Annotated in this window: 20 protein-coding genes; 4 read left to right on the top strand and 16 right to left on the bottom strand. The window is 55.1% G+C overall.

Annotation, left to right across the window (positions count from 1 at the left end):
- Positions 1–251 precede the first annotated feature (251 nt).
- A complete protein-coding gene (locus M3223_RS18875; RefSeq protein WP_251564435.1) occupies positions 252–1328 on the bottom strand; it encodes a substrate-binding domain-containing protein in 1077 nt (358 codons plus the stop codon).
- A gap of 163 nt (positions 1329–1491) precedes the next feature.
- Here M3223_RS18875 and modA point away from each other — a divergent pair, with 163 nt between their 5' ends.
- Positions 1492–2406, top strand: a complete 915-nt coding sequence (gene modA / locus M3223_RS18870) for a molybdate ABC transporter substrate-binding protein (RefSeq protein ID WP_251564433.1) — start codon at positions 1492–1494, stop codon at positions 2404–2406.
- Between the two features lie 11 nt (positions 2407–2417).
- Positions 2418–3098: a molybdate ABC transporter permease subunit gene (gene modB, locus M3223_RS18865; protein ID WP_251564431.1), complete on the top strand. Its 681-nt coding sequence runs from the start codon at positions 2418–2420 to the stop codon at positions 3096–3098.
- Between the two features lie 416 nt (positions 3099–3514).
- Here the strand turns inward: modB and M3223_RS18860 are convergent, their stop codons facing one another.
- The 9 genes from M3223_RS18860 to M3223_RS18820 form a co-directional block, all read right to left on the bottom strand.
- Positions 3515–4636, bottom strand: coding sequence for a hypothetical protein (locus M3223_RS18860; protein WP_251564429.1), 1122 nt, complete (start codon positions 4634–4636; stop codon positions 3515–3517).
- A gap of 287 nt (positions 4637–4923) precedes the next feature.
- Positions 4924–5208, bottom strand: coding sequence for a GNAT family N-acetyltransferase (locus M3223_RS18855; protein ID WP_251564427.1), 285 nt, complete (start codon positions 5206–5208; stop codon positions 4924–4926).
- 220 nt (positions 5209–5428) lie between these two features.
- Positions 5429–6286 (bottom strand): helix-turn-helix domain-containing protein, encoded by an 858-nt coding sequence (locus M3223_RS18850; protein WP_251564425.1) that lies wholly within the window; start codon positions 6284–6286, stop codon positions 5429–5431.
- A 116-nt stretch (positions 6287–6402) separates the two neighbouring features.
- Positions 6403–6768, bottom strand: a complete 366-nt coding sequence (locus M3223_RS18845) for a transcriptional repressor (RefSeq protein ID WP_251564423.1) — start codon at positions 6766–6768, stop codon at positions 6403–6405.
- 231 nt (positions 6769–6999) lie between these two features.
- A complete protein-coding gene (locus tag M3223_RS18840; protein ID WP_251564421.1) occupies positions 7000–7413 on the bottom strand; it encodes a phage holin in 414 nt (137 codons plus the stop codon).
- A 342-nt stretch (positions 7414–7755) separates the two neighbouring features.
- Positions 7756–8430 carry a helix-turn-helix transcriptional regulator gene (locus M3223_RS18835; protein WP_251564419.1) on the bottom strand — a complete coding sequence of 225 codons (675 nt, stop codon included), beginning with the start codon at positions 8428–8430 and terminating at the stop codon, positions 7756–7758.
- A 98-nt stretch (positions 8431–8528) separates the two neighbouring features.
- Positions 8529–9722 carry a S8 family peptidase gene (locus M3223_RS18830; RefSeq protein ID WP_251564417.1) on the bottom strand — a complete coding sequence of 398 codons (1194 nt, stop codon included), beginning with the start codon at positions 9720–9722 and terminating at the stop codon, positions 8529–8531.
- 249 nt (positions 9723–9971) lie between these two features.
- The gene (locus M3223_RS18825; protein WP_251564415.1) at positions 9972–13505 is read right to left on the bottom strand and encodes an immunoglobulin-like domain-containing protein; all 3534 of its coding nucleotides are present in this window, start codon (positions 13503–13505) and stop codon (positions 9972–9974) included.
- A gap of 410 nt (positions 13506–13915) precedes the next feature.
- Positions 13916–14098, bottom strand: a complete 183-nt coding sequence (locus M3223_RS18820) for a hypothetical protein (RefSeq protein WP_251564413.1) — start codon at positions 14096–14098, stop codon at positions 13916–13918.
- Between the two features lie 123 nt (positions 14099–14221).
- Between M3223_RS18820 and M3223_RS18815 the strand changes: the two genes are divergently transcribed.
- Positions 14222–16066, top strand: a complete 1845-nt coding sequence (locus M3223_RS18815) for an ABC transporter substrate-binding protein (RefSeq protein ID WP_251564411.1) — start codon at positions 14222–14224, stop codon at positions 16064–16066.
- A 125-nt stretch (positions 16067–16191) separates the two neighbouring features.
- Here the strand turns inward: M3223_RS18815 and M3223_RS18810 are convergent, their stop codons facing one another.
- From M3223_RS18810 to M3223_RS18785, 6 genes are all read right to left on the bottom strand, one after another.
- Complete coding sequence (locus M3223_RS18810; protein WP_251564409.1) at positions 16192–17850, bottom strand: PH domain-containing protein; 1659 nt, start codon at positions 17848–17850, stop codon at positions 16192–16194.
- The gene (locus M3223_RS18805) at positions 17840–18391 is read right to left on the bottom strand and encodes a PH domain-containing protein (RefSeq protein WP_251564407.1); all 552 of its coding nucleotides are present in this window, start codon (positions 18389–18391) and stop codon (positions 17840–17842) included. The genes M3223_RS18810 and M3223_RS18805 overlap by 11 nt, the downstream gene beginning before the upstream one ends.
- Positions 18392–18639: 248 nt before the next feature.
- A complete protein-coding gene (locus tag M3223_RS18800) occupies positions 18640–19104 on the bottom strand; it encodes a RidA family protein (RefSeq protein ID WP_251564405.1) in 465 nt (154 codons plus the stop codon).
- An 82-nt stretch (positions 19105–19186) separates the two neighbouring features.
- A complete protein-coding gene (locus M3223_RS18795) occupies positions 19187–20791 on the bottom strand; it encodes an N-acyl-D-amino-acid deacylase family protein (protein ID WP_251564403.1) in 1605 nt (534 codons plus the stop codon).
- Between the two features lie 16 nt (positions 20792–20807).
- On the bottom strand, positions 20808–22157 hold the full coding sequence (locus M3223_RS18790) for an alanine racemase (RefSeq protein WP_251564401.1): 1350 nt from the start codon (positions 22155–22157) through the stop codon (positions 20808–20810).
- The gene (locus M3223_RS18785) at positions 22141–22818 is read right to left on the bottom strand and encodes a helix-turn-helix transcriptional regulator (RefSeq protein WP_251564399.1); all 678 of its coding nucleotides are present in this window, start codon (positions 22816–22818) and stop codon (positions 22141–22143) included. The genes M3223_RS18790 and M3223_RS18785 overlap by 17 nt, the downstream gene beginning before the upstream one ends.
- A gap of 242 nt (positions 22819–23060) precedes the next feature.
- Between M3223_RS18785 and M3223_RS18780 the strand changes: the two genes are divergently transcribed.
- Positions 23061–23714 (top strand): VOC family protein, encoded by a 654-nt coding sequence (locus tag M3223_RS18780; RefSeq protein WP_251564396.1) that lies wholly within the window; start codon positions 23061–23063, stop codon positions 23712–23714.
- Positions 23715–24182: the final 468 nt, after the last annotated feature.

Below are 24182 nucleotides of genomic sequence, written 5' to 3'. Positions count from 1 at the left end.
GCCTGAACCCAGCACAAAAGAAAAAGAAGGGCCGCGCAATCAAAAACCTGCGCCCCTTCCTTATCTTCCTCTGCTCTCAAACCAGCTCATCGCTCAGCACTCCGCTTTTGCCGTCTGTTATTTTTATCTGCTTTTGCTTCTGTTTTCTGTTTTTGTTACCTGCAATTGCACTCTGCAGATGCCGAGCACTTTTGAAGCGTCAATCGGCATCCATGCCTTCATTTCATAAGAGTTTCATGCTGCGCCGCTGCTTAAATCTCCAGCCAGACGGAGCCCGTTTGCGATACATCGCAGCCCGTAATGGCTCCAAGCTCCCGGCGAAAGGCCGGCAGAGCCAGAATCCGCTCCAGCTCCGACAGCAGCTGTTCGTTTTCAGTAGTACGAAGTATGACTAAGTCATACCGCTCCACGATGAGCGGGATGAATTCTATGTCTGGGACAAGCGCGGCGGTTTTTTCCATTCCGACTCCGTAATCAGCCTCGTCGGATGCAATTGCCGCAGCAACTTCCAAATGGCTGTTCACACAGTGCTCGTAACCTTGGAGCTTCCGGGAAGATAGGCCCCGCAGCCTCATCTGCTCCTCCAGCAGCACGCGCGCTCCCGCTCCGCGCTCGCGATTAACAAGACGCAGGCCCGGTCGGCCCAAATCGTCCCATCCTGTTATCCGATGCGGATTTCCCTTGGCCACGTACAGCCCTGCGTTCCGCTGCAGCAGGTTGACGACGCGCAGCGGCGAGCCGACCAGGAGCCTGCGGATATACGGGAGATTATACTCTCCAGTATCTCCATCCCATAAATGCGTGCTTACCAAGTCCGACAGCCCGCGGTACATATCAACCAAACTGTCCAAACTTCCCTTATGAGAGCGCAGCGGACGATACCCCGCCCTCGTCAAATAAGACGCCAACAGGTCTAGCCCGTGGTCCTGTCCCGTTATGACCACTGTCCGGGCGGCAGTTTCCCGCTCTTTCGGCAGCCGCTCCCGTCCGGTTCGGCCGTTCGGAAGCAGCTCGCTGCTCATAGGCAGTTCTACAGCCGGTGCGGACGATTGCGGCTGCCCGACGTCCTCATCGCGACTTTTAAGAGCTTCCGAGCCGTCCTGATTCAAGGATGAATTTAAAGGAACTGCCGTTGCCGCTCCCGATGCAGCGAAAGCAAGCTTTTTTGCTTTGCTTTTGTAAGCCTCCAGATCGGAGGCGTCCACGCGCATTTGTTTGCCAACCCGATACGCGGGCAGCTCACCTTTTTTAATCAGGTCGTACACCGTTAACTTGGATATTTTGAGCAGACGGGCGATGTCTTCCGTCGTGTAGGATTCATCCGGCATGTGGAATCTCTCCGTCCTGAATGTACTGGAATAATAGCTTCAAGCTTGTTTCAGTGTACCATTATATCCGGTTCAACTGGATTTACAACTCTCCGACACCCCACTATAATCATACTAATTATATCTAAATATAACTAAACATCATTTAACAGGAGTTGTAGAGATGAAAAGGTACCCTACTTACAAAGAGAAAAACTTGGCCTATTTATTCGCCATCCTGGCCTTGGGACTGCTGCTCTTGGCTGCCGGCTGCGGCGCCGTCAATTCCGAGACCGAAGCTAACGACAACGGGGGAGCATCAAACACGCAATCTAATGGAACTGCGACGTCCAATGAAAACGCTGGCGCTGGAGCTCCTTCGGCCTCCTCACCTCCTGGCGAGGCCGTCAAACTCACCGTTTCGGCGGCAGCAAGCCTAACCGAGGCGCTCGGAAAGATAGAGGAGCAATTCGAAATCTCTCACCCGAACATTGAAATTCAATATAACTTTGGAGCCTCCGGCGCGCTGCAAAAACAGATTGAGCAAGGCGCGCCTGCAGACCTGTTTTTCTCGGCATCAGACAAAAATATGTCTGCGCTTATCAAGCAGGGGCTCGTTAAACCCGAACAGAACGACCAGCTGCTCATCAACACGCTTGTGCTAGCGGCTCCCAAGGAAAGCACCCAAGCGCCCAAAACTCTAGATGCACTGAAAGAGAGCAACTTCAGCCGCATCGCCATCGGCATTCCGGAAAGCGTCCCGGCCGGTCAATACGCCCGCCAGGCGCTGGAAGCATCCGGCTTATGGGACACGCTGAGCAGCAAGCTTGTCCAGGCTAAGGACGTCAAGTCAGTGCTGCAGATGATTGAGACCGGCAATGCGGATGCCGGCTTTGTATACAAGACCGATGTGCTCGGATCGGACAAGGCCAAAATTCTTCTGGACGTCGATCCAGCCGCTTACTCTCCAATCGTCTACCCTGCGGGAGTGCTGAGCAGCACGGACCATCCTGAGGAAGCTGCCGCCTTTTGGGACTATCTTCGCTCGGACAAAGCGATTGCCGTCTTTACCGAATATGGCTTTACTGCCGCTCCATGATTGGTCCGGCAATGGATTGGACAGCCTTCTGGCCGCCTGTGCTGCTTTCGCTGCGAGTCGCCCTGCTCGCGGCGTTCATTTCTCTGCTGCTAGGTACAGCTGCGGCTCGTTGGATGTCAAGGGCCCGATTCCGGGGAAAGCTGCTGCTTGAGACGGCTTTCCTGCTGCCGCTAGTGCTGCCGCCGACAGTTGTCGGTTTTGTGCTGCTTGTTGTATTTGGCCGGCGCAGCTGGGCGGGCAGGCTGATTGAAGATCTGTTCTCGGCGCCGCTCGTCTTTTCCTGGTGGGCCGCAGTCGTCGCCGCTGTTGTCGTGTCTTTCCCGCTCGTATATCAAACGATGAAAACCGGCTTTGCCGGCATCGATCCCGAATTGGAGCAGGCCACCCGCTCTGCCGGAGCCTCCGAGCGGCAGCTGCTCGCCTACGTGGCGCTGCCGCTTGCGTTCCGTTCGCTGCTTGCGGCGCTTGTGCTCGGCTTCGCCCGCAGTCTGGGCGAATTCGGAGCCACGCTAATGATAGCCGGCAACATTCCAGGCGTGACACAGACGGTACCGACAGCCATTTACGTCGCGGTCGACAGCGGCCAGACCGTTATGGCCTGGGCGTGGACGGCCGCAATTGTCCTCTTTTCCTTTTTCCTGCTGCTGCTTACTGGCGGCCGCTCTCCGGCAGGAGAGCGCAGCAAACCTTAGCGCAGTATTTCTCCGGTAAATACAGGCTCATCAATCTCTAACGCAACTGAGCCGCGCTATCGGGCCAGGAATGGCATGTTCTAGATTTTAACGCAACTGAACCGCGTTATTTAGGGATAATGAGGGCTCTTCAGCTCCAATAGTGCTAAATAAGACGCCTCAGTTGCGTTACGTTTAAAAAGCTCGGAATTTAGGCCATATAAGCTTTCTCAGTTGCGTTAAAACTTACAGCAGATAAATAAATTAAAAAAGCCTCCACATCCACTCGTAAATGAAGCGCATCCCTTGTTAGACACCATCTAACATGGAATGCAGTTCAAAAGTGAATTTGGAGGCTTTTCATATTCAATCATGCACCGGTCCGATACAGCAGTTCTGCTTGGAACAGACCGCATCGGATAAGATCCGGCTGCCGATTATTTGCCAGCAAGCTCGGCTTGTTTTTCCTTGTACACCTCTTGCCATTCTTCCTGGTAGCGGCGGTAGAAGGCCGGATAGCGGAAGCGCAGCTGCAAAATGCCGTTCATCAGCTTCTCCGGATCGGAATCCACCCGCTTGAGCACTTCAGCCGGCAGCTGGGCGCGCAGGTTGGAAGCGGCTTCCTCATTGAACTCGCCGTAATACCATTCCATATTGCGAACGACTATGGCAGGATGTACAGCGGTATCCTTTTGCAGCTTCTCCAGCTCTTTGGTGAGCGCATTCATTTCCTGCATTTGTTTGCGCAGCTCGCGGATTTCCTCGCTCTTGCTGTCCATGCCGTATACGAGATCAGCGAACAGCTCCGCCTCGCGGAAGCGTCCCGCCTGCATGTAAGACTGGCATTCAAGCAGCAGCACTACGCGTGCACGGACTACATCGTCCTCGGCTTCGAGCGACTTCAGGAAGCGGCGGACGCGCAGCTGGATTTTGGACCAGCGGTCCCATTTTTTGAGATCAATAACGCGGTTAATGTACGCCACAATAAGCGGCAGATGAACCGGCTTCTCCTCGCCTTCGGACGGAAGGGCCGCATTCACGACGTTCCACGCATCTTCGCTGCGGCCAACACGAATGTACACAGCGGAAAGCAGCGGAGCAAAATCAGAACCGCGCTCCGGATGAGCGGCAGACAGCTTCTCCAGCCGGTCTACGACCTGGTCAAAGTGGCCGTGCTCGCCAAGCAGGTTGGCAAGCATCGCCTGCATGTCCGACTTTTCCTCGACGCTGGACGCCGTTTGCAGCAGCAGCTCTTCTTGCTGAGCAAAGGCTTCCCACTTCTGCTGGCCAATTAACGTATACAATACAGCGGCTTGAATAGCTCCCAGCTCTGGCTGACGTTCTTTCATTGCTGCCAGATGAGCTTCTGCCGCCGCATAATCTTCCTTCGCCAGCGCTTCGCGCGCTTCAGCCAGCAAGCCCTTCAGGGCGTCGCCTTCCTCACCGGAAAGGCCGTTTTGAATCCGGCTATCGAGCTCTGTAGTAATAATGGTAAACAGATTCTCAATGCCAGGCTTTAATGTCCCTGCTTCAACTTGCGGGGAAGTTTGATTTTCCATGTCGGTCCCTTCCTCTCTGCTTCCCATGCTGCAGCATTTGGAGTCCGAAACCTTCCTCCCCTGCTGCCGGGACAATATCCCGTCTATTATACCATAGCTGGGCTTGCTTGCGGATACTGGTAGAATCAACTAGATAGACGAGCAGGCAATCTGAATGGTTGCAGCCGTTCGCGCAGCATATGTATGCATTTCCTGGATGGGGCCAGCCTATAAGCCATTAATCAACACAAAAGGCCGACCGTTAACAGCGGTCAGCCTCTCGGATTCCATGGCAATCAGCTCAAAGCTCAAGCCTGAATGGCCGCGTAATCCTTTCTTCTCTTGAATTGCGCTGCAACATAGGAGCATGCAGGATCAATTTTGACGCCCTTTTGGCGGGCTTCGTCAACAATCGCCTCCACTAGACTCGCTGCAAAGTTTTGCCCACGATGCTGGGGTGACACGTACGTATGGTTGACGATCCATACCTTGCCTTCGTTTGCAGGAACATAGGTGATTTTGCCAATAAGCTCGCCGTTCTGGCGAATCACGTATCCCGAGCCTTCCGGCACCGGTTTAAGGTTATCCGACATCGCTGCAGCCTCCTCCCGCTTGTGCCCGCCGAAAAATGTATACCGTTATTAATACCCTAATCCGGTACGGTTTACTCTTTCCGCAATTAATACACAAATCCGGGACGGTTCACTCTTTCCGCAGTTTATAACCAAATTCCGGTACGATCCGCTCTTTCCGCTGTGGAGGCCCAAGCATTGTCGGAGAGCAGGCAAAAAGGTCAACTGGCGCAGCAGCCAGTTAGCCGAATCGGTGAGCGGCGGCATCGGGCATGCGATACCGCTCAGCAAGGGAGCTGCGGGCTAAAGAAACGGTCGGCCGCTTCCCTGCCCTTTTCAGCTCCTTCGTATATTCGCCAATGGTCATGCCGTAATTTTCCTTGAACAGCCTCATCAGATGACGCGGACTGATCCGGGACATTTCGGCTAATTTTTTGACGGTCATATCTTTCTCGTAGTGGTGCTCAATATAGGCTCTCACCGTTTCCAGGGCGGCATCCAGCTCCTGGTCCGTGCCGCTGATCGCTTCTTTGAACAACCGGTGCAGCAAATCGTCGAATACGGCTTGCCCCCGGAACCGTTCCAGCGAATCAAGGCTGTTTCTGCAGCCGCAAATGGTTTTGCACAGCGCGGTCAGCGCCGTTAGCGGATAAGCCGTCGGCACGCCAAGCAGCGGGAACTCAACTGTTTTGCGCGGCAGCTGCACAGCTGTACCCGACGGGCCTTCCAGCGCCAAAGCCTGGAACCGGAACAAATACGTTTCCAAGCGGTAAGCGGGGTCCGCGCAAATCCGCAATTTTTCGCCCGGAGGGCTCATATATACCATACCGCTTTTCAGCGGAATAATGACATCGCCTGCCATCAGCTTGCCTTGACCGCCAATAACGGCAATAAGGCGGCAGTCGCGTTCCCATTCCGGCCGGACCTGGCTATCCTCAACCGCAGCCGCAAACGGCGCGGCGTCCCGCAGCTTGAACCAAATATCGTCCAATGTCTGAGGAACCGGCGTTTCTATTTGTTCTATTGTTTCCCACTCCACGTCGCTCATCGCCTCCACCGTCCTATCCGTAATGGTAATCGCTTCTGCCTGTTTCTCCATACTAATGAAAATGATTCTCATTGTCAATTGATTGATCAGATATAAAAATGGGCCGTAAAAAAGATCCGGTTCCTGCTCTAAAGACGAGCGGGAACCGGATCTGGCTTTGCAGCGGGTCAAACGGCGGCTTTGGAGCCCTGGCCTGCCGGAGCGTAACGAACAGCGGAGCTGCCGTCGTTCCATTCACAGATCAGACCAAGGCGTTCAAATACCCGAAGCTGGCTATAAATTGCCGTCGCCCCAAGGGAGCGTCCCCGTCCTAAGGAATGAAAACGGTCAACAAGCTCCTCCACCGTAGGGTTAGAGTCGGCGGTATACACATATTCCAACAGCGCATGACGCTGGGGGTTCAAACGGATTCCTTGGCTTTCCAGCTTGGAAATAACATTCTGCAGCCCCCGTGAATCAGATGGAGAGCGGAAACGGGCAGCAGCAGGAACGGAAGACGGGGCAGCGTAGCGGCGCGATGACGAAATAGCCAAAGCAATCATGCTCCCTTCTATAATAAATTCTACTTGATAATTATTATAAATTAAGTGAGAAGCATTTGCAATCCCTGCGCCATTTTCCCCTCGAAGAGATTGGCGTTCGCTTGCTCGCCGATGTTCCTGGTCAGGTTCCCCCTCTTATTGTAAGCGCATTCAATGTTTCTTGTAAAGGAAACTACACCCATATGGTTCCTTTAAGTAAAAGAACCTCAAATTATCGCTGTTTCATTGGCTGACGCCTTCTCCATACGGATTCCGAAGCACAGCGGGAGCCGGTATGCCAGCCCACGGCTTTACCATCGCATTGTAATCCATGACCGCTTTTTCAATCGAGGCCCGAATTACGTCGGAGCTCGTCTGAATACCTGATTTTTTCACCTGTTCTTCGGCATATCTCATTGCCAGAGCCAGCTTCTGCGGCCCTCCGCCTCCCGGATAGGCCGCCTCTGCCAAAGCAGCTGCCTCCTCGGCAATGCGGCGCAGCAAAGTCCGCTGATACTCTTTTCCTCTAGCGGATAAATAGGCTGAAACACGATGAATCAGTACGGGCACAAGCACAATTGCCATCAAGGCCAGTACAGCGATTACACTATCATGCACAATCCCGACCCAGAACGGCCATTCAGCAGATCCTTGCATCATCGTTCTCCTTTGCCTGTCAAAGTTGTAGAGCCGCAACCGGCCATATTCCCCTTCTCCCCGGCTATAGCAGCGGAGTGATAATCCCCTCCCGTCATTCTCTAAATAACCCAGGCAAGCAACTATTAATTACTCTTCATAAACTCATTTCCCTTCTTTATCGTGAATTTTCGAAAGATTCTTCTTCATTTACCGATATTCATTGCTTCTAAAGGAGCTTTTTACAGGTAATTTCTACCAATAAATACCCTTTTTAATCACCTTCTACAGACTTTGACGCAAACTCCGCGAACCAAAAAAAGCTTCCCGCTTGCCTTAAGGGCAAACAGGAAGCTGTTGGAGTTAAGGCGTAATCCGGTACACACAGCGGCGGCCGCCGCTCAGCATATGCTCGGTCCGCTCCACATGCACGTTTTCGCCAAGCACCCCTTGAATCATGCCGGTTTCGTAGCGGCACAGACTGGCGCATGCGCTCGCTGCATGGCAGATCGGGCAGTGTTTTTCCGTGAACAGGTAAGTCCCGTCCGGCTGCCGCTCGTACTCGGCCATGTACCCTTCTGCGGTCCTATATTCGGCCAGCTGTTTAAGCTGCTCCTCCAGCAAGCGGTCGCTTCCGGTCTGACTCTTCCGCCCGGCAGGCAGGGAATAGTGGGCAATTTGTTTGCTGTTGCGCATCGAAAGCAGCTTTTCCAGCCCCTCCTCGCCAAAAGCTTCCCGAACCGAGTCGATCAGGCCAATCGTCAGCTCCGCGTATCCGGCCGGGAAAAGCCGGTTCGCCTCCTGGGTCAGGCTCCATAACTTAGCGGGACGCCCCATCGCGCGCGGCTCCTCGCGGAAGTCGATCAGGCCTTCTTTTTGCAAACCGTACAAATGCTGCCGCACCGCCATGCCCGAAACGCCCAGCATGCCCGCCAACGCTCCTGCGTCCAGCGGTCCATTTTGCTTAAGGAGATCCACGATCAATCTTCGGGTCCGTGTCGCGCTTGCTCCTTCTGCCTGCTTGTCCTTCGCCGACATTCGTTTCCCCTCCTTGTCGCTAGCGTTTTTGCCGCGGGGCGCGGCTCTTTCTTCAGATTGTAAAGACAGCCGTTGACAAAGTCAAAGAAAAACCGTCGTCATCCCCGCTCGGAAGCAGCGTCAGAAACAGCCCTTCCGGCATTGACCCGCCCTTGCCGCCAGCTGGAACCATGGTCTACTGAGCGGTCTGCCGTCGTTAAAAGCTTGCTGCGAATTTCGGCTCCGGTCAGACCCAGGCCAGCCAGCAGCGCTGCCGTCCCCGCCACATGGGGCGCTGCCATGGAGGTGCCGCTGGAATACATGTAACTGCCGGACAGATACGTAGACACAATATGCTCCCCCGGCGCTGCCAAATCAACCCACGAGCCATACGCTGAAAACGGCGATGGAGCCCCCGTCTCGCCTATCGAGCCTACTGCAATGACCTCATCATAGGCAGCTGGATAAACCGGGGCAGCAGATCCCGTATTCCCGGCCGCAGCAACGACGACCGCCCCTTTGGCTACTGCGTAACGAACAGCCGCCCGTAGCGTCGAAGACCGCGCCGGACCTCCCAGGCTCAGATTGATGACCTGCGCTCCGCGATCAGCCGCGTAACGTATCCCGTCCGCAATGTTTAGCATTTTCCCGTTTCCTTCAGCGTCAAGAACCCGCACGGGCAGCAGCCGTACGCCCGGAGCAATGCCGGCAATGCCGACCCCGTTGTTGATTTCCGCTGCGGCGATACCGGACACATGTGTCCCATGTCCGTTCGGATCAGCCGTATCCTGGGCCGGTCCGGAAAAATTCCTGCCCTCAAGCACCTTTCCTGCCAAGTCCGGATGAGCAGCGTCAATACCCGTGTCGATAACTGCAATAGTAACCTTTCCGCTGCCGGTCGTTACATCCCATGCTTGCTCAGCCCCGATCAGCTTCGGGCCATATTGCAGGTTATAGTAGGAATCCTGCGGCACCAGGCAGCTCCGGTACCAATAGTTCGGCTCGGCGTACTCTACCTCGGGATACTGGTCATACCGTTCCTTGAGCTTACGCGCGCTGCACCGCCCTTTTTGGGCTCGGACGATATGCTGGCCTGTCCCGCTTTTTTCCTCTGTTACCCGGCAGGCGCATTGTTTATGAATCCGGTGTTTGGCGTCCGCAGTCAGCCCTTCCTGAAATTTAACAATCAGCTCGCCCTGCTCATGCTCCGGCATCGCCCATTCTGCAAGCCAGCCTTTGCTTATCTCAGCCAGCCACCAGATTCCGCCCGCTCCCGCAAGCAGCGCAACCAGCAGCATATGCCATTCCAACATCCCCGTCACTCCTTTAAATCGATTTGCAGCTATCAAGCTGTTCTATCAATCTATGGAGCGCTCTCGCAGACGGTATGGGCCGACGGCTTGGCCTTGCGGAAAAAGGCTGATATCCTATCCAGCATGAAACTTTTACAACATAAAAAGCCTGTCCCTCGCTGCGGCGCATGGCCGTAAACGAGAGACAGGACTTTTGAGAGCTATTGCCAAGGCACAAAACGGGATTCCGTTTTTGCCTCTCCGTTCAAATTATTGCGCCGGAACCGAGGTAATGATTACCTCGTCCAGGTTCGGCCCGCTTTGAGATCTCGTTTCCAGCGTGAACGTATGCTGCCCAGCGGACAACGAAATGGTTTTTTTCACTTGCTTCCAATTCGTATTCCACGAACCGGTCGGAGCAAATGCGAAGGCATTGTCAATAGCAGTTCCATCCAGCCACAGCCTCATTGACCGTCCGGCCGTTCCGCCATTGGCATAAACAAAGCTCAGCTCATAATTGCCGTCGGCCGGAGCATCGAACGTCCAGCGGATATGGCCTTCGCCGTTGTCGAAGTTCCAGAAGCCGCTGCCTTTCCAGCCGGAGCCGGCCGTGCCGAGCTTGCCAATGCTGGCTTCCTGAGCGTCTTCCGCCTGGAGGCTAATGGTAGCTGAAATGCCCCGGACGACAACAAGAAATCTTTTGGTCAAATAACTGCTGGTGCCTGTAACAGTAGCGTCCAGCGTAACCGTAACATCCCCGCCTAGCGGCCGTTTTACAGTGCCGTCCGCAGCAAGCACATCCGGACGGTCCGAAGCCCAGCTAATCGTTGTGCCGCGCTCTCCCGCCGTAGGCAGCGTAATATTTTGCGTAATCGTGTTGTATTCTTCACCGTTTGCATACCCGATCTTAATCGCCTCAGCGTCAAGCGGGGCCGCTAGATCCCCAACCTTCATTTGATAGGATCTGGTGAACGAAGCGTTTCCTTTCGTTACGATGGCAAGCAGCGTGACGGGATCGGTCGCTCTTTCCGGAGCCGTCACTTTTCCTGTGTTATCCAGCACAGCGGGATTGCTGGACATCCATGTAATCGTAGAGCCGTACTCTCCCTTGGTTGGCAGTGTAATATCGTTCCACAGCATTCCCGGGTTATCCAGATTGGTATAACCAATATAAATTCTCGAAGAGTCCAGCTCAGGAGAAATATCGATGACAGTAACGGTAAACGTCTTTGTCTGTTCCGTTCCAGCGTATTTCACCAGCTTCGCCGTTAACGTAACCGTATGGCTGCCGTCCGTTTGACGCGTCACGATTCCTTGGTCGGAGATAATGGCCGGGTCGCTGGAGCTCCAGAAAATCGTCGTGCCGTTGGCTCCGTTTCGCGGCAGGACAATCTGGCTGCTCTTAATGCTTTCCGCCGTATCGCCGTTCAGATATCTGATTGCCAGCGCCTGGGCATCCAACCGGGTTGACTTGTCGATTACCGTCACGTTAAACGTTTTGGTGCTCGTAGCGCCGCCTTTTTTAATTGTGGCCGTCAGCGTTATCGGTAGATTCCCGCCCGTTCTATCATGTAATTTCCCGTTTGGTTCAAGGATATCCGCGCGGCTGGAAGTCCAGCTAATTGCCGTTCCGCGTGCTCCTGCCGTTGGAAGAACAAGGCTTTGGTTTACATTGGAAGCCGTGTCACCGCCGTTAAAACCGACTTTAAGCTCCGCCGTATCCAGTTCAACCGCTTTTTCATTCGCTCCGTCCAGTACCGTCACCGTAAAGGTTTTGGTATCTCTCATAGAGCCTTTGGCAAGGGTAGCTGTCAGCGTCACCAGTACATCTCCGTTGAGAGGACGCGTTACCTGTCCCGAGGCGGAAATAATAGCAGGGTTGCTGGATGTCCAAGTAATGGCCGTGCCGCGCGCGCCGCTTGTCGGCAGGGCGAGATTTTGCTTTACGTTCTGTTTACCGTCTCCCGCACCGAAACCAATTGCCAGGGAACGCTTGTCCGCTGTCACTTCTGGAGCCAGGTCGACGATTTTGACGGAGCTGATCCGGTCGTTCCAGCCGCTAGGCAGCGAGGCCGCGCTGCTTGTCAGCGTCGTTGCACTGCCGCTAAAGTTGCCGTCCGCATAGGCGGTGACGCTGTAGTTGCCCACGATTTGAATCGAAGAGGCGGCATCGTTGCCCAGCGTAGTCAGAGCCATCGCGGCATCGTCGCCGGTCAACCGGACTCGTTTGCCCTCGTAATTCCCATGCTCATAAAGGAACACGCCCTCTTCCTCGCCGTCGCGGACAACGCGCAGCGAACCGACATTGTCGTTAACTCCCGGCAGCGTCAACGACGCGTTGGCTACATTGTTGCGGACAACCGTTTTGGTGCCGGTGAAGTTAGCGCCGCTATACAGCTCTACGCTGTACGGTCCGACAATCTTCATCGAGGTGATGCTGTTCACGCCGACATTAAACTTGCTGAGGTTCTCGGCGTCGCCCAGGAATCGATTCCAGGCGCCGGCATAATCGGGATGCTGATAAACATACACGCCTTCTTCCGTGCCGGAAGCGTCAGGATGGCTCATGTTTATCTTTTTGATTACATTTACGGCATCCGTCCAATTGAACATGTCCATCATGACGATGTTGACCGGACGGATTTTTTTGTTCTCGTCGTACCATTGGCCCTGAAGACCGTTCATGGCGATATCATTGGCATCCCCGGCTACATCCGCAATTCTTGGCGGAAGCGGATCAACCGGCGTTGTAGTTGGGATGAACATGTATTTCATCTTGTCGAGATAAAATTGCGGAGTCAGCAGATTTTGCATGACATGAAACCGGGTGTCTTCCGCTTCCGAATTAGCAGAGATTTCATCCATGTCTTTTTTAAGATCGGAAGACTTATCGGTGTTTACCCATTTGGAATTCATCGCTTCTTTTCTGCTCCAAATGGTAGAGGAATTCATAATATCGGCGGGGATATCGCCGTCTTTCATTTCATCGTTCCAGTAATCATGCTGCAAGCTCAAATCCCCGGTCAGCGAATCGCTCTTCCAATAATGGTGCGAGCCAAACAGCACGATAACCCTGCGGTTGCTTTTCCACATTGTATCTAACGTCAGTTTGCTGATATCATAACTTTTAACGATTTTGGAATTTCCGTTTTCGTCAGTCACCGTTTTTTCTTCGTATCCGCCCCAGCTCTTCGGCACCATCATACTCCCAAGATACGTCTCCAGCTTGCCGAGCAGTCTGGCATATCCGTCATGGGACATGGAGTAGAAATGCTGGAAGTCAAGAACCACAACCTCTTTTTGATTCTGCTCCAAAAAATCTTTCGTTGCTTGAAGAATCGGGTCCAGGTCTTCCCCGTACACTCCGTGCATTGTTTTCAAATTTTCTTCGTCCCGAATTACTTTGTAGCCGTCTTCCATATAAATGTTGGCGCCTACGCGAAGGTCCAGATAGCGAACTCCTGCGTTCAGCTGCTCCTTAACGTTCATCTCCTGAGCCTGAGACGGCTTGGCCACAAAAGAGGTAGGCACAAACGGCCTCATTACCAGCGGAATAAGATCCGGAGCGATCTTGGAATTCGGGTTGATGGGGGAGGTGCCGGAATCATGCGTGCCCGGCAGAATCACATCGCGCAAGCTCAGATTTTTAAAATTCGGATTCACTTGATTAACCTGCTCCATCCAGTTGCGGTTGGAGGTTGAGCTGTAATCGGCATGCGCTGTAGAGGCGCCCGTAACGGCAAGTCCGGCTGCAAGTGCGGCTACGGTTAGAGCTTGTGCGGCTGTAGTTTTAAATTTCATCATGGAGCTCCTCTTTAAAAAAAGTTGAATTCGGTTTATCAGGCATTACGGTCAAACCTGCGGATTAATTAAAACCCTCCCCATTACTTGGAATAGTAAATTTTGTATGTTTCAGAGTTAAAATATAAAGAACTGCAACTCTGCTAGCAAGTAGAAGATTTCAGGTTTGTTTTTTTAAGATCAGGCCATAAAGACCTATCAAAAATGAGGACAAATCATTCTATGAAGTTACATAAAAAACTCCATTTTCACTTCAATCCCTTATCGGAAATGAGTAAAATAGAGTTTTCCATTATAATAAATTACGACATTATTAATCAGTCCAGTTGTATAGACATCATATCTCCCTCAACCTAAAGGACCATATGATTTACGGTAAAAAAATATAAATGATTCGCTTTTAGAATTAATAATTATCGCTTAAGGGATAGAAGTGCAGCTGCTCGCGCCGCAGCCCGGCCCAGACGAGCTCTCCAAGACGCTGTTGTGCCTTTCTCTTCTCTCTGGCTTAACGCCCACATCCAGTACGCTTTTTGGCGCAGCTCCCGTTCACGCAGCTCAGTCAGCTTTTCAACCAAATAGTTGTGCTCCTGCATGGTCTCAACCTCCGTCCTTCTCTCTATAATCAGTATGAGCTGGGCAAAAAGGGATAAAAAGCGTATAATCACTTCAACTCATTTCCTCTTTTGCCATTTCCCACGCAATAAGGAGGCCGACCCATGTATGCGAACGAGCGGTATTTGACTCTTTTAGACCGGTTTTTGGGCAGCTCGGAGCTGGAGTCGCCCGTCGAGGTGACGCTGGAGGACATCTCCGCCGCCCTATACTGCACCACGCGTAACGCCAAGCTGATTCTCCGCCGCCTGGTGCAGGAAGGGCTGATCGCTTGGAAGCCTGGCCGCGGGCGCGGGCACAAGTCTCAGATTTCCTTTTTCGCTCCAAAAGAAGACTATTTGTTTCAGCTGCTGCAGCAGACGGCAACGGAAGGCAATTATAAATCCTCCTTTGAGCTTATGGGCGAATACGCGGGGAACACGGATGCCAAGGAGCGCTTTCTGGAGTGGCTCGACGGCCAATTCGGCTACAAAAAAGAAGCGAAGCCCGACGATGCGCCCAGCGACAGGCTGCGGTTCCCCATTCTCTCCGGGGTGCAGACCCTTGACCCTGCGGAAGTGAACTACGCGCTCGATTCCCATCTCATGCGGCAGCTGTTCGACCGCCTGCTCCGTTACAGCGAGGAAGAGCAGAGAATTGTGCCCGCTGCCGCCCATCACTGGAGCGTCAATGCGGATGCGACGGAATGGACTTTTTTTCTGCGAAAAGGAATCCTCTTTCATGACGGAAAAGAGCTCAGCTCGCGGGATGTCGTATTTACGTTCGAGCGGCTGCTGGAGCAGAGGGCGAATCGCTGGCTGATGCGCGGAGTGGATGCAATCAAGGCTATCGGCCCGCATGTCGTACGGTTCAAGATGAGCCGTCCCAATTATATTTTTGACCGCTTCGTCTGCTCGACCGGCGCTTCGCTGCTGCCGGACAGCTTCGGCGGAATGGCGGAGGAGGCTTACTGGAAAAAGCCTTGCGGCACCGGCCCGTTCCGCCTGCTCTCCAATACGGCAAGCCGTATCGAGCTTGGCGCGCATGACCTGTATTACGGGGGGCGTCCTTATCTCGACTACGTCGACATGGTCATCATCCCCGAGGAATGCCAGACTCCGGCCAAACCGCAAGCCGAGCCCGGAATGCTGCGTATTCGCGACGGCATCTACTACGATGCGGAGCTTACGCCTCCTTCTGCGGAATGGCAGACGATTCAGAAGGTCTGCCACGGCTGCGCCATGGTTGGCTGGAATCTGCGCAAGCAAGGGCCGCATCAGTCGGAGGCTTTCCGGCGCGCTGTGCGCATGATTCTTGACCCCGCCGATCTGGTTGCGGAGCTGCAGGGGAAAAAACAGGCTTTGCCAGCCTACGGATTTCTGCCGGAAATGAGCGCGATTCGCACGCCCGAGCCTCCTCGTCCGGAGCGATTGCGCGCTGCGCTCAAGGAAGCCGAATATGACGGCACTCCGATCCGCACCGTTGCGGATCCCAAATACAAGGATGAGATTCTCTGGATGCAAAAACGGCTGGCCGAGTGGGGCATTACGCTGGAGGCCGAATTTGTATCCGGAGTATGCGGCACCGGGCATCTCAATTCCGACCTGTCCATGTGGAGACTGGTCATCGCGGAGGACGAAGTCTGTGAGATCGAGGCTTACGAGCATGAGGCCTGCATTTTGTACAGCTACCTTACGGATGATACGCACCGCTGGATATCCGGGCGGATCGACGCCGCGCTTGCGGCGCCGGAATCGGCCGCACGGCGGCAAATATTAAGGCAGGTCGAGGAGCAGCTGCGGGATGACGGCTCGATTATTTTCCTGCATCATCAGCAGCTTCGCACCTATTTGCATCCGTCCGTGCAGGGCGTACGCCTCAATCGGCTTGGCTGGGTCGATTTTAAGCAGGTATGGCTGGAAACCTGCCTTGCCGCGCCGGAGCTGGCAGCAACGGAGCTCCGTTCGTAATGGAGCGGCAAATAAAAAGGGAAGACGGAACAAGCCCGTCTTCCCTTTTTATTGCGGCCGCACACGCTGGACGGCTCCTGCAGACAAATCGTTGGCGCTGCTATCGGCTCAACGAGCCGAACTGGTTAGAGATGCCGCCCCCTATAAGGAGCGGCTTCCCGCATCAGCCGCTCGACGGCTTCCGCCGGAGCGTGGCGCAGCCGGAACGACTGCTCGTTTTTGCCTGCGGTCAGACTGATGCGCAGATTCGCCCGCGAGCGCCGCTGCTGCAGCCAGGATTGCGACATTCGCCGCCATTGCACCCGCTGCTTCGGAATGAGCGTCTGCACCTGCAGCAGACTGCCATCCCGAATGGCGACCTGCCCCTCCAAGCTGGACCAAGCCGCATTCCGCTGCTCCAGAGCCCCGAGCAGGAGCGCCAGCAGAGGCAGCAGCAAGCATAACCAGCGGTAAGGCCCCGGAAGCCAAATCACACCAGGCGCTGCGACAAGAGCGCCGATCAGCACGGGCACGCCGACATAGGCCGGCCAGACGGAGCGCCCTAGAGTGCTCCATGTTTTCGGAATGCGGAACGACGGCGTAAATTGCTGCAAAAATTCCTGTGCTTCCTCCCTGCGCACAATTGGAAAAAGCACAAAATTTTTATCCTTTTCATCCAGATTGCCCGCAATGCAGGCACGCACGCTGTACCATCCAAAAGGCCGGTGCAGCATCGACTGAACGAGCTGAAGCGCCTGAATCCGCTCGGTGTCGATGGTCTGCCGCTTTTTCTCCAACAGCCCTCTCTCCACGTTCAGCTTGGTGCCTCTGCGCTCGATCCGGAAGCCGTAGTTGGCATTGAACAGCTGGAGCGCCGTGATCGCCCAGGATAGCACGAATACGATCGGCAAGGAGATCAGCAGCCAGGAGCTGCCGAACCAGCTTTCAAGCAGCCCCCAAAGATCGAGCTCCTTGAACCATTCGTTGGCTGCTCTTGAAGCTAAACCTGCGATAAGCAAAAAAGCGACGCCCGTTTTGTAAGAGGTGAAGGCGTATTTCCACAGCATGCCAGGCTCAAGACTAAGCGCGGCAAAGGCTCCCGGCTCCCTGAAAGCAGTTGCTGCTCCAGAAGCGGGCTCTGAGGCAGGCCCGCCTGGTCTGCCGGATGCAGCCGTCGCCTCCGCTCCATCAGCCTGCTTGGCATGGGCTGTCCCCGCTACGAACTCGGCTGAATTAGAAGCAATACGGCCTGCAGCGCCGTCGGCTGGCGGCTCTTCTGCTAATACGGACGCTAGTCCGTTGCTGCCTGCAGCTCCAATGGCTTGCTCCTCCTCCGCAAAACCGAGCAGCCGCTGAATTCGTTGCGCCTCGGCGGCAGACAGCGACGGCAGCACCGCCTCGGGCTTATCGCCTCCGCCTGCGGTCTCGATTCGCAGCCGAACAAGCCCGAATAGACGTTCCGCCACGTTTTGCGTGGTGTCGACGGACTGGATTCGTTCCCGTTGAATCCAAATTTCCTGGCGCGTCCAGACTCCATGCTGAATTCGAATGGCCGATGCTTCCGTTTCATAACCGAACCGGCTCCATCTCAGCCAGCAGGTCAGCCCGAGCAGCAGCAGCGCAAGCCCGACCGCCACAACCGTAAGCCAAAACCGGCTAATCTCGAAGCCGGTCATGCGCGGCCCCCATAGCACAATGACCGGAATCAGCGGGAGAAAACCGTACATTTCCTTAAGTCCTTTGGCGCAAAAAAACAGCATTGATGCCGGATGCAGCCGCCTAACCTGGCCAGAATCAGATTTCATCGTCGGCCATCCTTGTCAGAGCGGCGAGTCTGCCGCGCAGCTCCTCCGCGATATTTTCCGTAAGACCGGGTATGGAGTGGCTGCCCGCGGCAGTAGCAACGGTGAGCGTTGCGATGCCGTACTTTTTTTCCAACGGCCCCTGCTTCGTATCGATATGTTGAATGCGCACCATCGGGATCAGCGTTTGTTTGCGAAAAACAATCCCGTTCCGCAGCTCGATCTCATGCTCTCGAATTCCGTATCTCCAGCTCTCGTAACGCAGCTTCGGAATTAACAAGAGCTCAATCAGCACCGAAATCGCCGCCAGCGCCGCCAATCCGATGACGATCCACTCCGGCCAGTCAAACCGGATCGTCAGCCACAGCAGCACAGCAAGAATAGCGGCATAACAAGCGGCTGCAATCCAGCCCTCCATCCTGTTTGCGCTTATCATTCTCGCGTCAAGCCGAAGCAATTCCGGTTGTCGGTGCGCCTCGGGCTCCTCTGACCGTTTCTGATCTGCTTGATCCGAAAGCCTGTTCCAGCCCGAATCCATAACCATTCCCCCAACCTTCAATCTATGCCGGAGCCGATGAGCGGCTCTATCGCTATATCCTAGTATGATTATGCGGCAAAAGCAAAAATATGGAATCAAAAGCCCGTGCTCCGGCAGATGCTTTTACGGATTAAACGGGTTATCGTTTCTGTCATGCCAAAAAGGGCGCCTCAAGGTCATCGTTAAATGACCCGAGAACAGCCCTTGAAGGAGCAGCACCGCCTGTGTTGCATCAACAGTCAGGCAGGTGTATATCAGTCGCGAATCTCAGCAATCAGCTCGATTTCAACCGGCGTGTGGAACGGAAGATCGCTTGTGCCGATGGCGCTGCGCGCGTGGCGGCCATTTTCCCCGAACACCTCGATCAGCAGATCGGATGCGGCGTTCATTACGTATGGCTGATCGGCAAAGCCTGGCGCGCTGTTGACAAAGCCGAGCAGCTTGACGATTTTGACAACACGATCGAGATCGCCAAGGTAGGCCTTCATAGCTGCCAGCAGGTTAACGACCACCTGGCGGGCCGCCTCCTGACCCTGCTCAATCGTAAGATCGGAGCCGACCTTGCCCTCATACATTAAAATTCCGTCGATACGGCAGTCAAAACCCGACGTATAGATGAGATTGCCCGTCCGATTGACGGGAATGTAGGAAAATTTCGGAGCCGGCAGCTCCGGCAGCGTAATGCCGAGCTCGGCGAGGCGTTGTTCAATCAATGACATGGATATCGTCCCTTTCATAGACAAGTTGGTGGATAAGGAGGCAGATAAGAGGCAGACAAAACAGTCACTTCGGACGAGACTTTTAATGGGAGCAGAGGCATGAGGCAGCCCGGATAAAACCGCCGCTGCGGGCGCCGGTATGCTGTCCGTGACGCATCGCCAGCTTGCCGGAGACGACAACATGAGAGATTCCCTCCGGCTGGCGCTTCGGCTCGGCGTACGTGGCCTTGTCCTGAATGGAGTCAGGGTCGAAGATGACAAGATCCGCCGCATAACCGGGTACGATCAGGCCTCTTTTGCCGAGCCGAAAACGCTGCGCGGGAAAAGAGGTGAGCTTGCGCACCGCATCCTCCAGCGTAAGCGTCCGCTCCTCGCGCACGTATTTGGCGAATACGCGGGGGAAGGTCCCATACAGCCGGGGATGCGGCTTGCCCGTCTCGCAGGTGAGGCTGTCCGAGGCGATCAGCGAACGGGAGTAGGCGACAATCTGGCTGACATCGTCATCGGACATGTGGAAGTAGACAATGGGCACCTGGCCATTCTCCTCCAGCAGCAAATCCATCATGCAGTCGGCGGGATGAACGCCGCGCCGCTCTGCGATTTCCGCGATATGTCTGCCCTCTAAGCTGGCGTTCAGGCCGCTTGCCGATGCGACAAATACACTCTGCCAGCCGGTTGAGCAGACCAGGTTGTCCCATGACGACTGCTCCCGGCCAAGCTCCTCGCGGATGCGGCGGCGCTGAGCCGGGTCGCGGAACGCCTCCAGCGCTCCGGGAATGCCTCCCTCCAGCACCCAAGGCGGGAGAACAGTCGTCAGCGACGTGGAGCCGGCGGAATACGGATACACATCGACGGTTACATCCATGCCCCTCGCCCGGGCGTCCTCGACAAGCTCCATCGCCTCCAGCGCTTTGCCCCAGTTGATTTTGCCGGCCGCTTTGAGATGGCTGATATGCAGCGGGACGCCGGACTTCCCGGCAATCCAAAGCACCTCGCGCACCGAAGGGAGCAGGCTGTTCCCCTCGCCGCGAATATGCGTGCTAAGCAGGCCGTCATAACGCGGCAAAATCGAGCAGAGCTCCGCCAGCTCCTCTTTGGAGGTGTAGCTGCCCGGGGCATACAGCAGGCCGATCGACATGCCGATTGCTCCTGCCCGCAGCCCCTCCTCCAGCAGCTCCTTCATCCGTTCCAGCTCCGCCGGGGACGCCGGGCGATTGTCGAAGCCCATCGCGGCGATACGCAGCGCGCCGTGCGCCACATAGGTCGCCATATGCTCCGCCGGAGCGGAGCGGCTAATCACTTCCATATAATCACTCACCGTATTCCACGACCAGGGCTTTCCAGTATCGCCGATTACCGGCGTTATATAGCTGCGCAGCAGCTGCTCGCGATCCGGGAATACGGGCGCAGGCGCCAGGCCGCAGTTGCCGACGACCTCGGCGGTAACGCCTTGGCTGAGCTTGATTTCGCTGAGCGGATGACCCAGAATCATCAGATCGGAGTGGCAGTGGCCGTCAATAAAACCTGGGGCGATAACGTTACCGGCCGCATCAACCGTCTCGGCGGCTTCCTCGTCGATTTTTCCGACTGCAGCAATTCGCCTCTCCTTGATTCCGACATCGCCCCGGTACCACGGATTGCCGCTGCCGTCGACAATCCGGCCGTTCTTGAGCACCAGATCCAGCATTCGCTTGTCATCCTCCTCATTGGATACAGCCTCGCGCGGCGACCTCCACCTGGCGCAGCCCTTCCCGGCCGTTTATATACACGCTGTTATGCAGGTTCATCGTGCTGCAAATATGGTTGGGCACGATTCGCAGCACGTCGCCCGGCTCGCATGTATCCTCCGGCGCAATCAGAATGACGCCATGCTCCTCATTCATGCGCTCAAATACCGCATGCGGCAGCCCGATGATGCGCCCGAAGCCCTCCAGATGCAGAGGAGCTTTATTCGGCTGCACATCGGTGGCGAATGTTTTGCTGCCGCCGTCAATGACGATGCGGTCCGGCGCAGGACGGCTGATAACCGTCGCCCATACTTCAGCCGCGCATTCTTCTTGCCGACATACGCCAAATGCAGCCTGCATCCGGTCCTGAAACACATAGGTGCCCGGCCGGATCTCGGTGACGCCCGGCACCTCGGCTGCATAAATTGCCGTCGGCGTTGATCCGACGCTCACGTCTTGAATCGGCACGCCCTCGCGCCGCAGCGCCTCGGCGACGCCGGCCATCAGGCGGCCTTCCTCCAGGCCGGCCGCCCGCAGCTCAAGCGTCGGCGCGCCGCCAAGCAGCGCGCCGCGATAAGTGAAGATGCCCGTGAGCCGGAGGCCGGGCATCCTCATGATCTGCTCCGCGAGCGGCAATGCCCGCTCCGGGAGCACGCCCGTACGCTGGAGGCCGCTCTCGATTTCGAGGCGGACCTCCAGCGTGATGTCGGCGGCCTCAGCGGCCGCCGACAGCTGCTGCGCGCCGACGGCGCTATCGACGCCGACGACGAGCCGGCAGCGCCGCGCCAGCCTTGCGGCGCGCTCCGCCTTGGCGGCGCCAATCACGGGGTACGCGATGAAAATATCGCGAATCCCGTGATCCGCCATCACCTCCGCCTCGGACAGCTTGGCGGCGGTGATGCCGCAGGCGCCTGCGGCTAGCTGCCGATGCGCCAGCTCCGGCAGCTTATGCGTTTTCACGTGCGGGCGCAGCTGCACGCCGCGCCGTGCTGCCGCAGCGGCCATCGCCGCAATATTGGCGTCAACCGTATCGCTGCGAATGACGATGCAGGGCGTATCGATTGCTCGGACCGTCAAAAAGCCGCCTCCGGCGGCTTGAACGCCTGACGCGCTCCGGCTGGCGCTTGCCTTTTCCGCCGTCTCTACTGACGCTGCCTCCTGAAACTCGCCGCCTTGTTCGGCTCCCGCTGCCCTCGCCTCGCTGGCGCTTGCCTTCCCCACCGTCTCTACTGCCGCCTCCTCCTGAAACCCGCCGCCTTGCGCGGTCCCCGCTGCCTTCGCCTCGCTGTCGGCCTGAAGCTCCGCGCGCTTATTCTTTTGAGCCATCTCCCGAACCGCTCCCTTCCGCCCCGGCTGTTTTTGCCTCCTCCAAATCGCTGTACAGCGTATACTTTGAAATGCCTAAGTATGCACACAGTTTCTCCCCGGCCTTTTTAATGAGAAAAGCTCCCTTGCGGTCAAGCAGGCCAATAAAACGAACCCGTTCTTCCCGGCTCATGAATGCGGGCGGGCGGCCAACGGCATCCTCCGCCTCCTGAATCAACGAATCCAGCAGCTCGCCGACATTGCTGACAAACGATTCCTGAATCGGACTCAGCTCCTGCATGCCGATCAGCCCTTGAATCGCTTTTTCCGCCGCCAGCAGCTCGGAAATATCGAGGTTAATGCACATCGCGCCAATTGCCGTCCCCTCGCTGTTTTTCAAATAAATCGACGTTGAGCGCAGCATCCGGCCGTCCTTGGTGCGTGTGACGTAGTTCTGACGATGACCGCCCTCGCTGGTGCCGCGCATAACCTCCAACCCGAGATTAGTGCCGGGGTCCCCGACCTTTCGCCCGGTCACATGGCCGTTCGCGATAAATACGATTGTGCTGTCATAGGGCCGCGACCAGTCGTGAATGACCACCTCGCAACGGTCGCCGAACTGGGCTGCGATGCCCCCGGCGAGCTCGGACAGCGTAGGCAGCATTGCCTCTACAGAATCCAATCCTTTTCTTCCCCCTTTCCAAAACCCAGAAAAGCGCTTACAACGCTTCAACGATCTCATCCTACACCCGCTCACGCAAAACTAGCAAACTTTTTTTCTGATTCCTTAAATTTTGTCAGTTCATTTACTGGTCGTTTTTACCATTTGTATATGTTAAAATCCAACCCTAAGATGAAAATTCGATGTAGCCCGCCATGTTAATCTTCTAATTTTTTTCACATATTAAATATTGGAGAGATGAGATGAACATACAACATCTGAGGCTTTTAACCCATGAATTAGAGCTGCTTCACAAGTTTTACACGAGCACTCTTTCTCTACGTATTTTGCATCAATCAAACGATGAGTTCACGATTCGGGCCGGGCGCTCCCAACTCACATTTACGCGTACAGAACATTCAGGAGAGCAACCGTTTTACCATTTTGCCTTTAATGTGCCGGGAGATCAGCTGGAAGAGTCGCTTAAATGGCTTCTGTCCAGAGGAGTGAGCTTGCAGCAGCTCCCAAACGGCACCTGCAAAGAGTATTCCGCTACCTGGAATGCCACCTCGGTTTATTTTCTCGATCCTGCCGGCAATATCGTTGAGTTTATAGCCCGTCATAATCTTCCGCATTCAGACTCGCCTGCGTTTTCCTCCGGCAGCCTGGTTGGGATTAGCGAGATCGGGCTCGTCATAGAGGATGTTCCGGCTGTAAAAAGTTTAATTCAATCTAAAGTAACCATTGAAGGATATAAGTCCAGTTACCCTAACTTCGCGGCTGTAGGGGATGAAGACGGCCTGTTCATACTGGCTGCTAGCGGGAGAGTTTGGTTTGGATCGGACAAGCGATACGGCTTCACCGTACCTTGTACGGTGGACGTATGCGACGGAAATACGAGGAGTCTATCCATATAGTAAGAATTCTAGAATGACAAGCGAGCGAATGTATTTAAGACCGAGATTACGATTGAGGGGACTGCTAAAGGGAGCCTGCAGATCGGGGAATATCCGTATTTCATTATAGTCGTTTGAAAAGTACCATTGCTCACTACCTGAAGTAACCCGCGCCAATTCTAACGCAACTAGGATGCGTTATTTACCCATTTAAGCGAGTTTGAAAATTTTAACGCAACTGGGATGCGTTATATGGCGGTAAACGGGGAATTTCCCACTTAAAAAAGAGGGATAAGACCGCTCAGTTTCGTTACATTTCAAAAATGAGCTATTTACGCCGAATAAGCTCTCTCAGTTGCGTTAGCTGCGGGAAAGATCCATTCCACTGTATTAGCTAGCACCCGGACGAGCTCTCTCAATTGCGTTAGCCTCGAAATAAGCCAAAACACTGTATTAGCACTCATACGACTAGTTCAATACTCTGCGAAA

Source organism: Paenibacillus pasadenensis, assembly GCF_023715725.1.
Taxonomy (GTDB): domain Bacteria; phylum Bacillota; class Bacilli; order Paenibacillales; family Paenibacillaceae; genus Paenibacillus_O; species Paenibacillus_O pasadenensis_A.
This window is presented reverse-complemented; position numbering and strand designations above follow the sequence as displayed.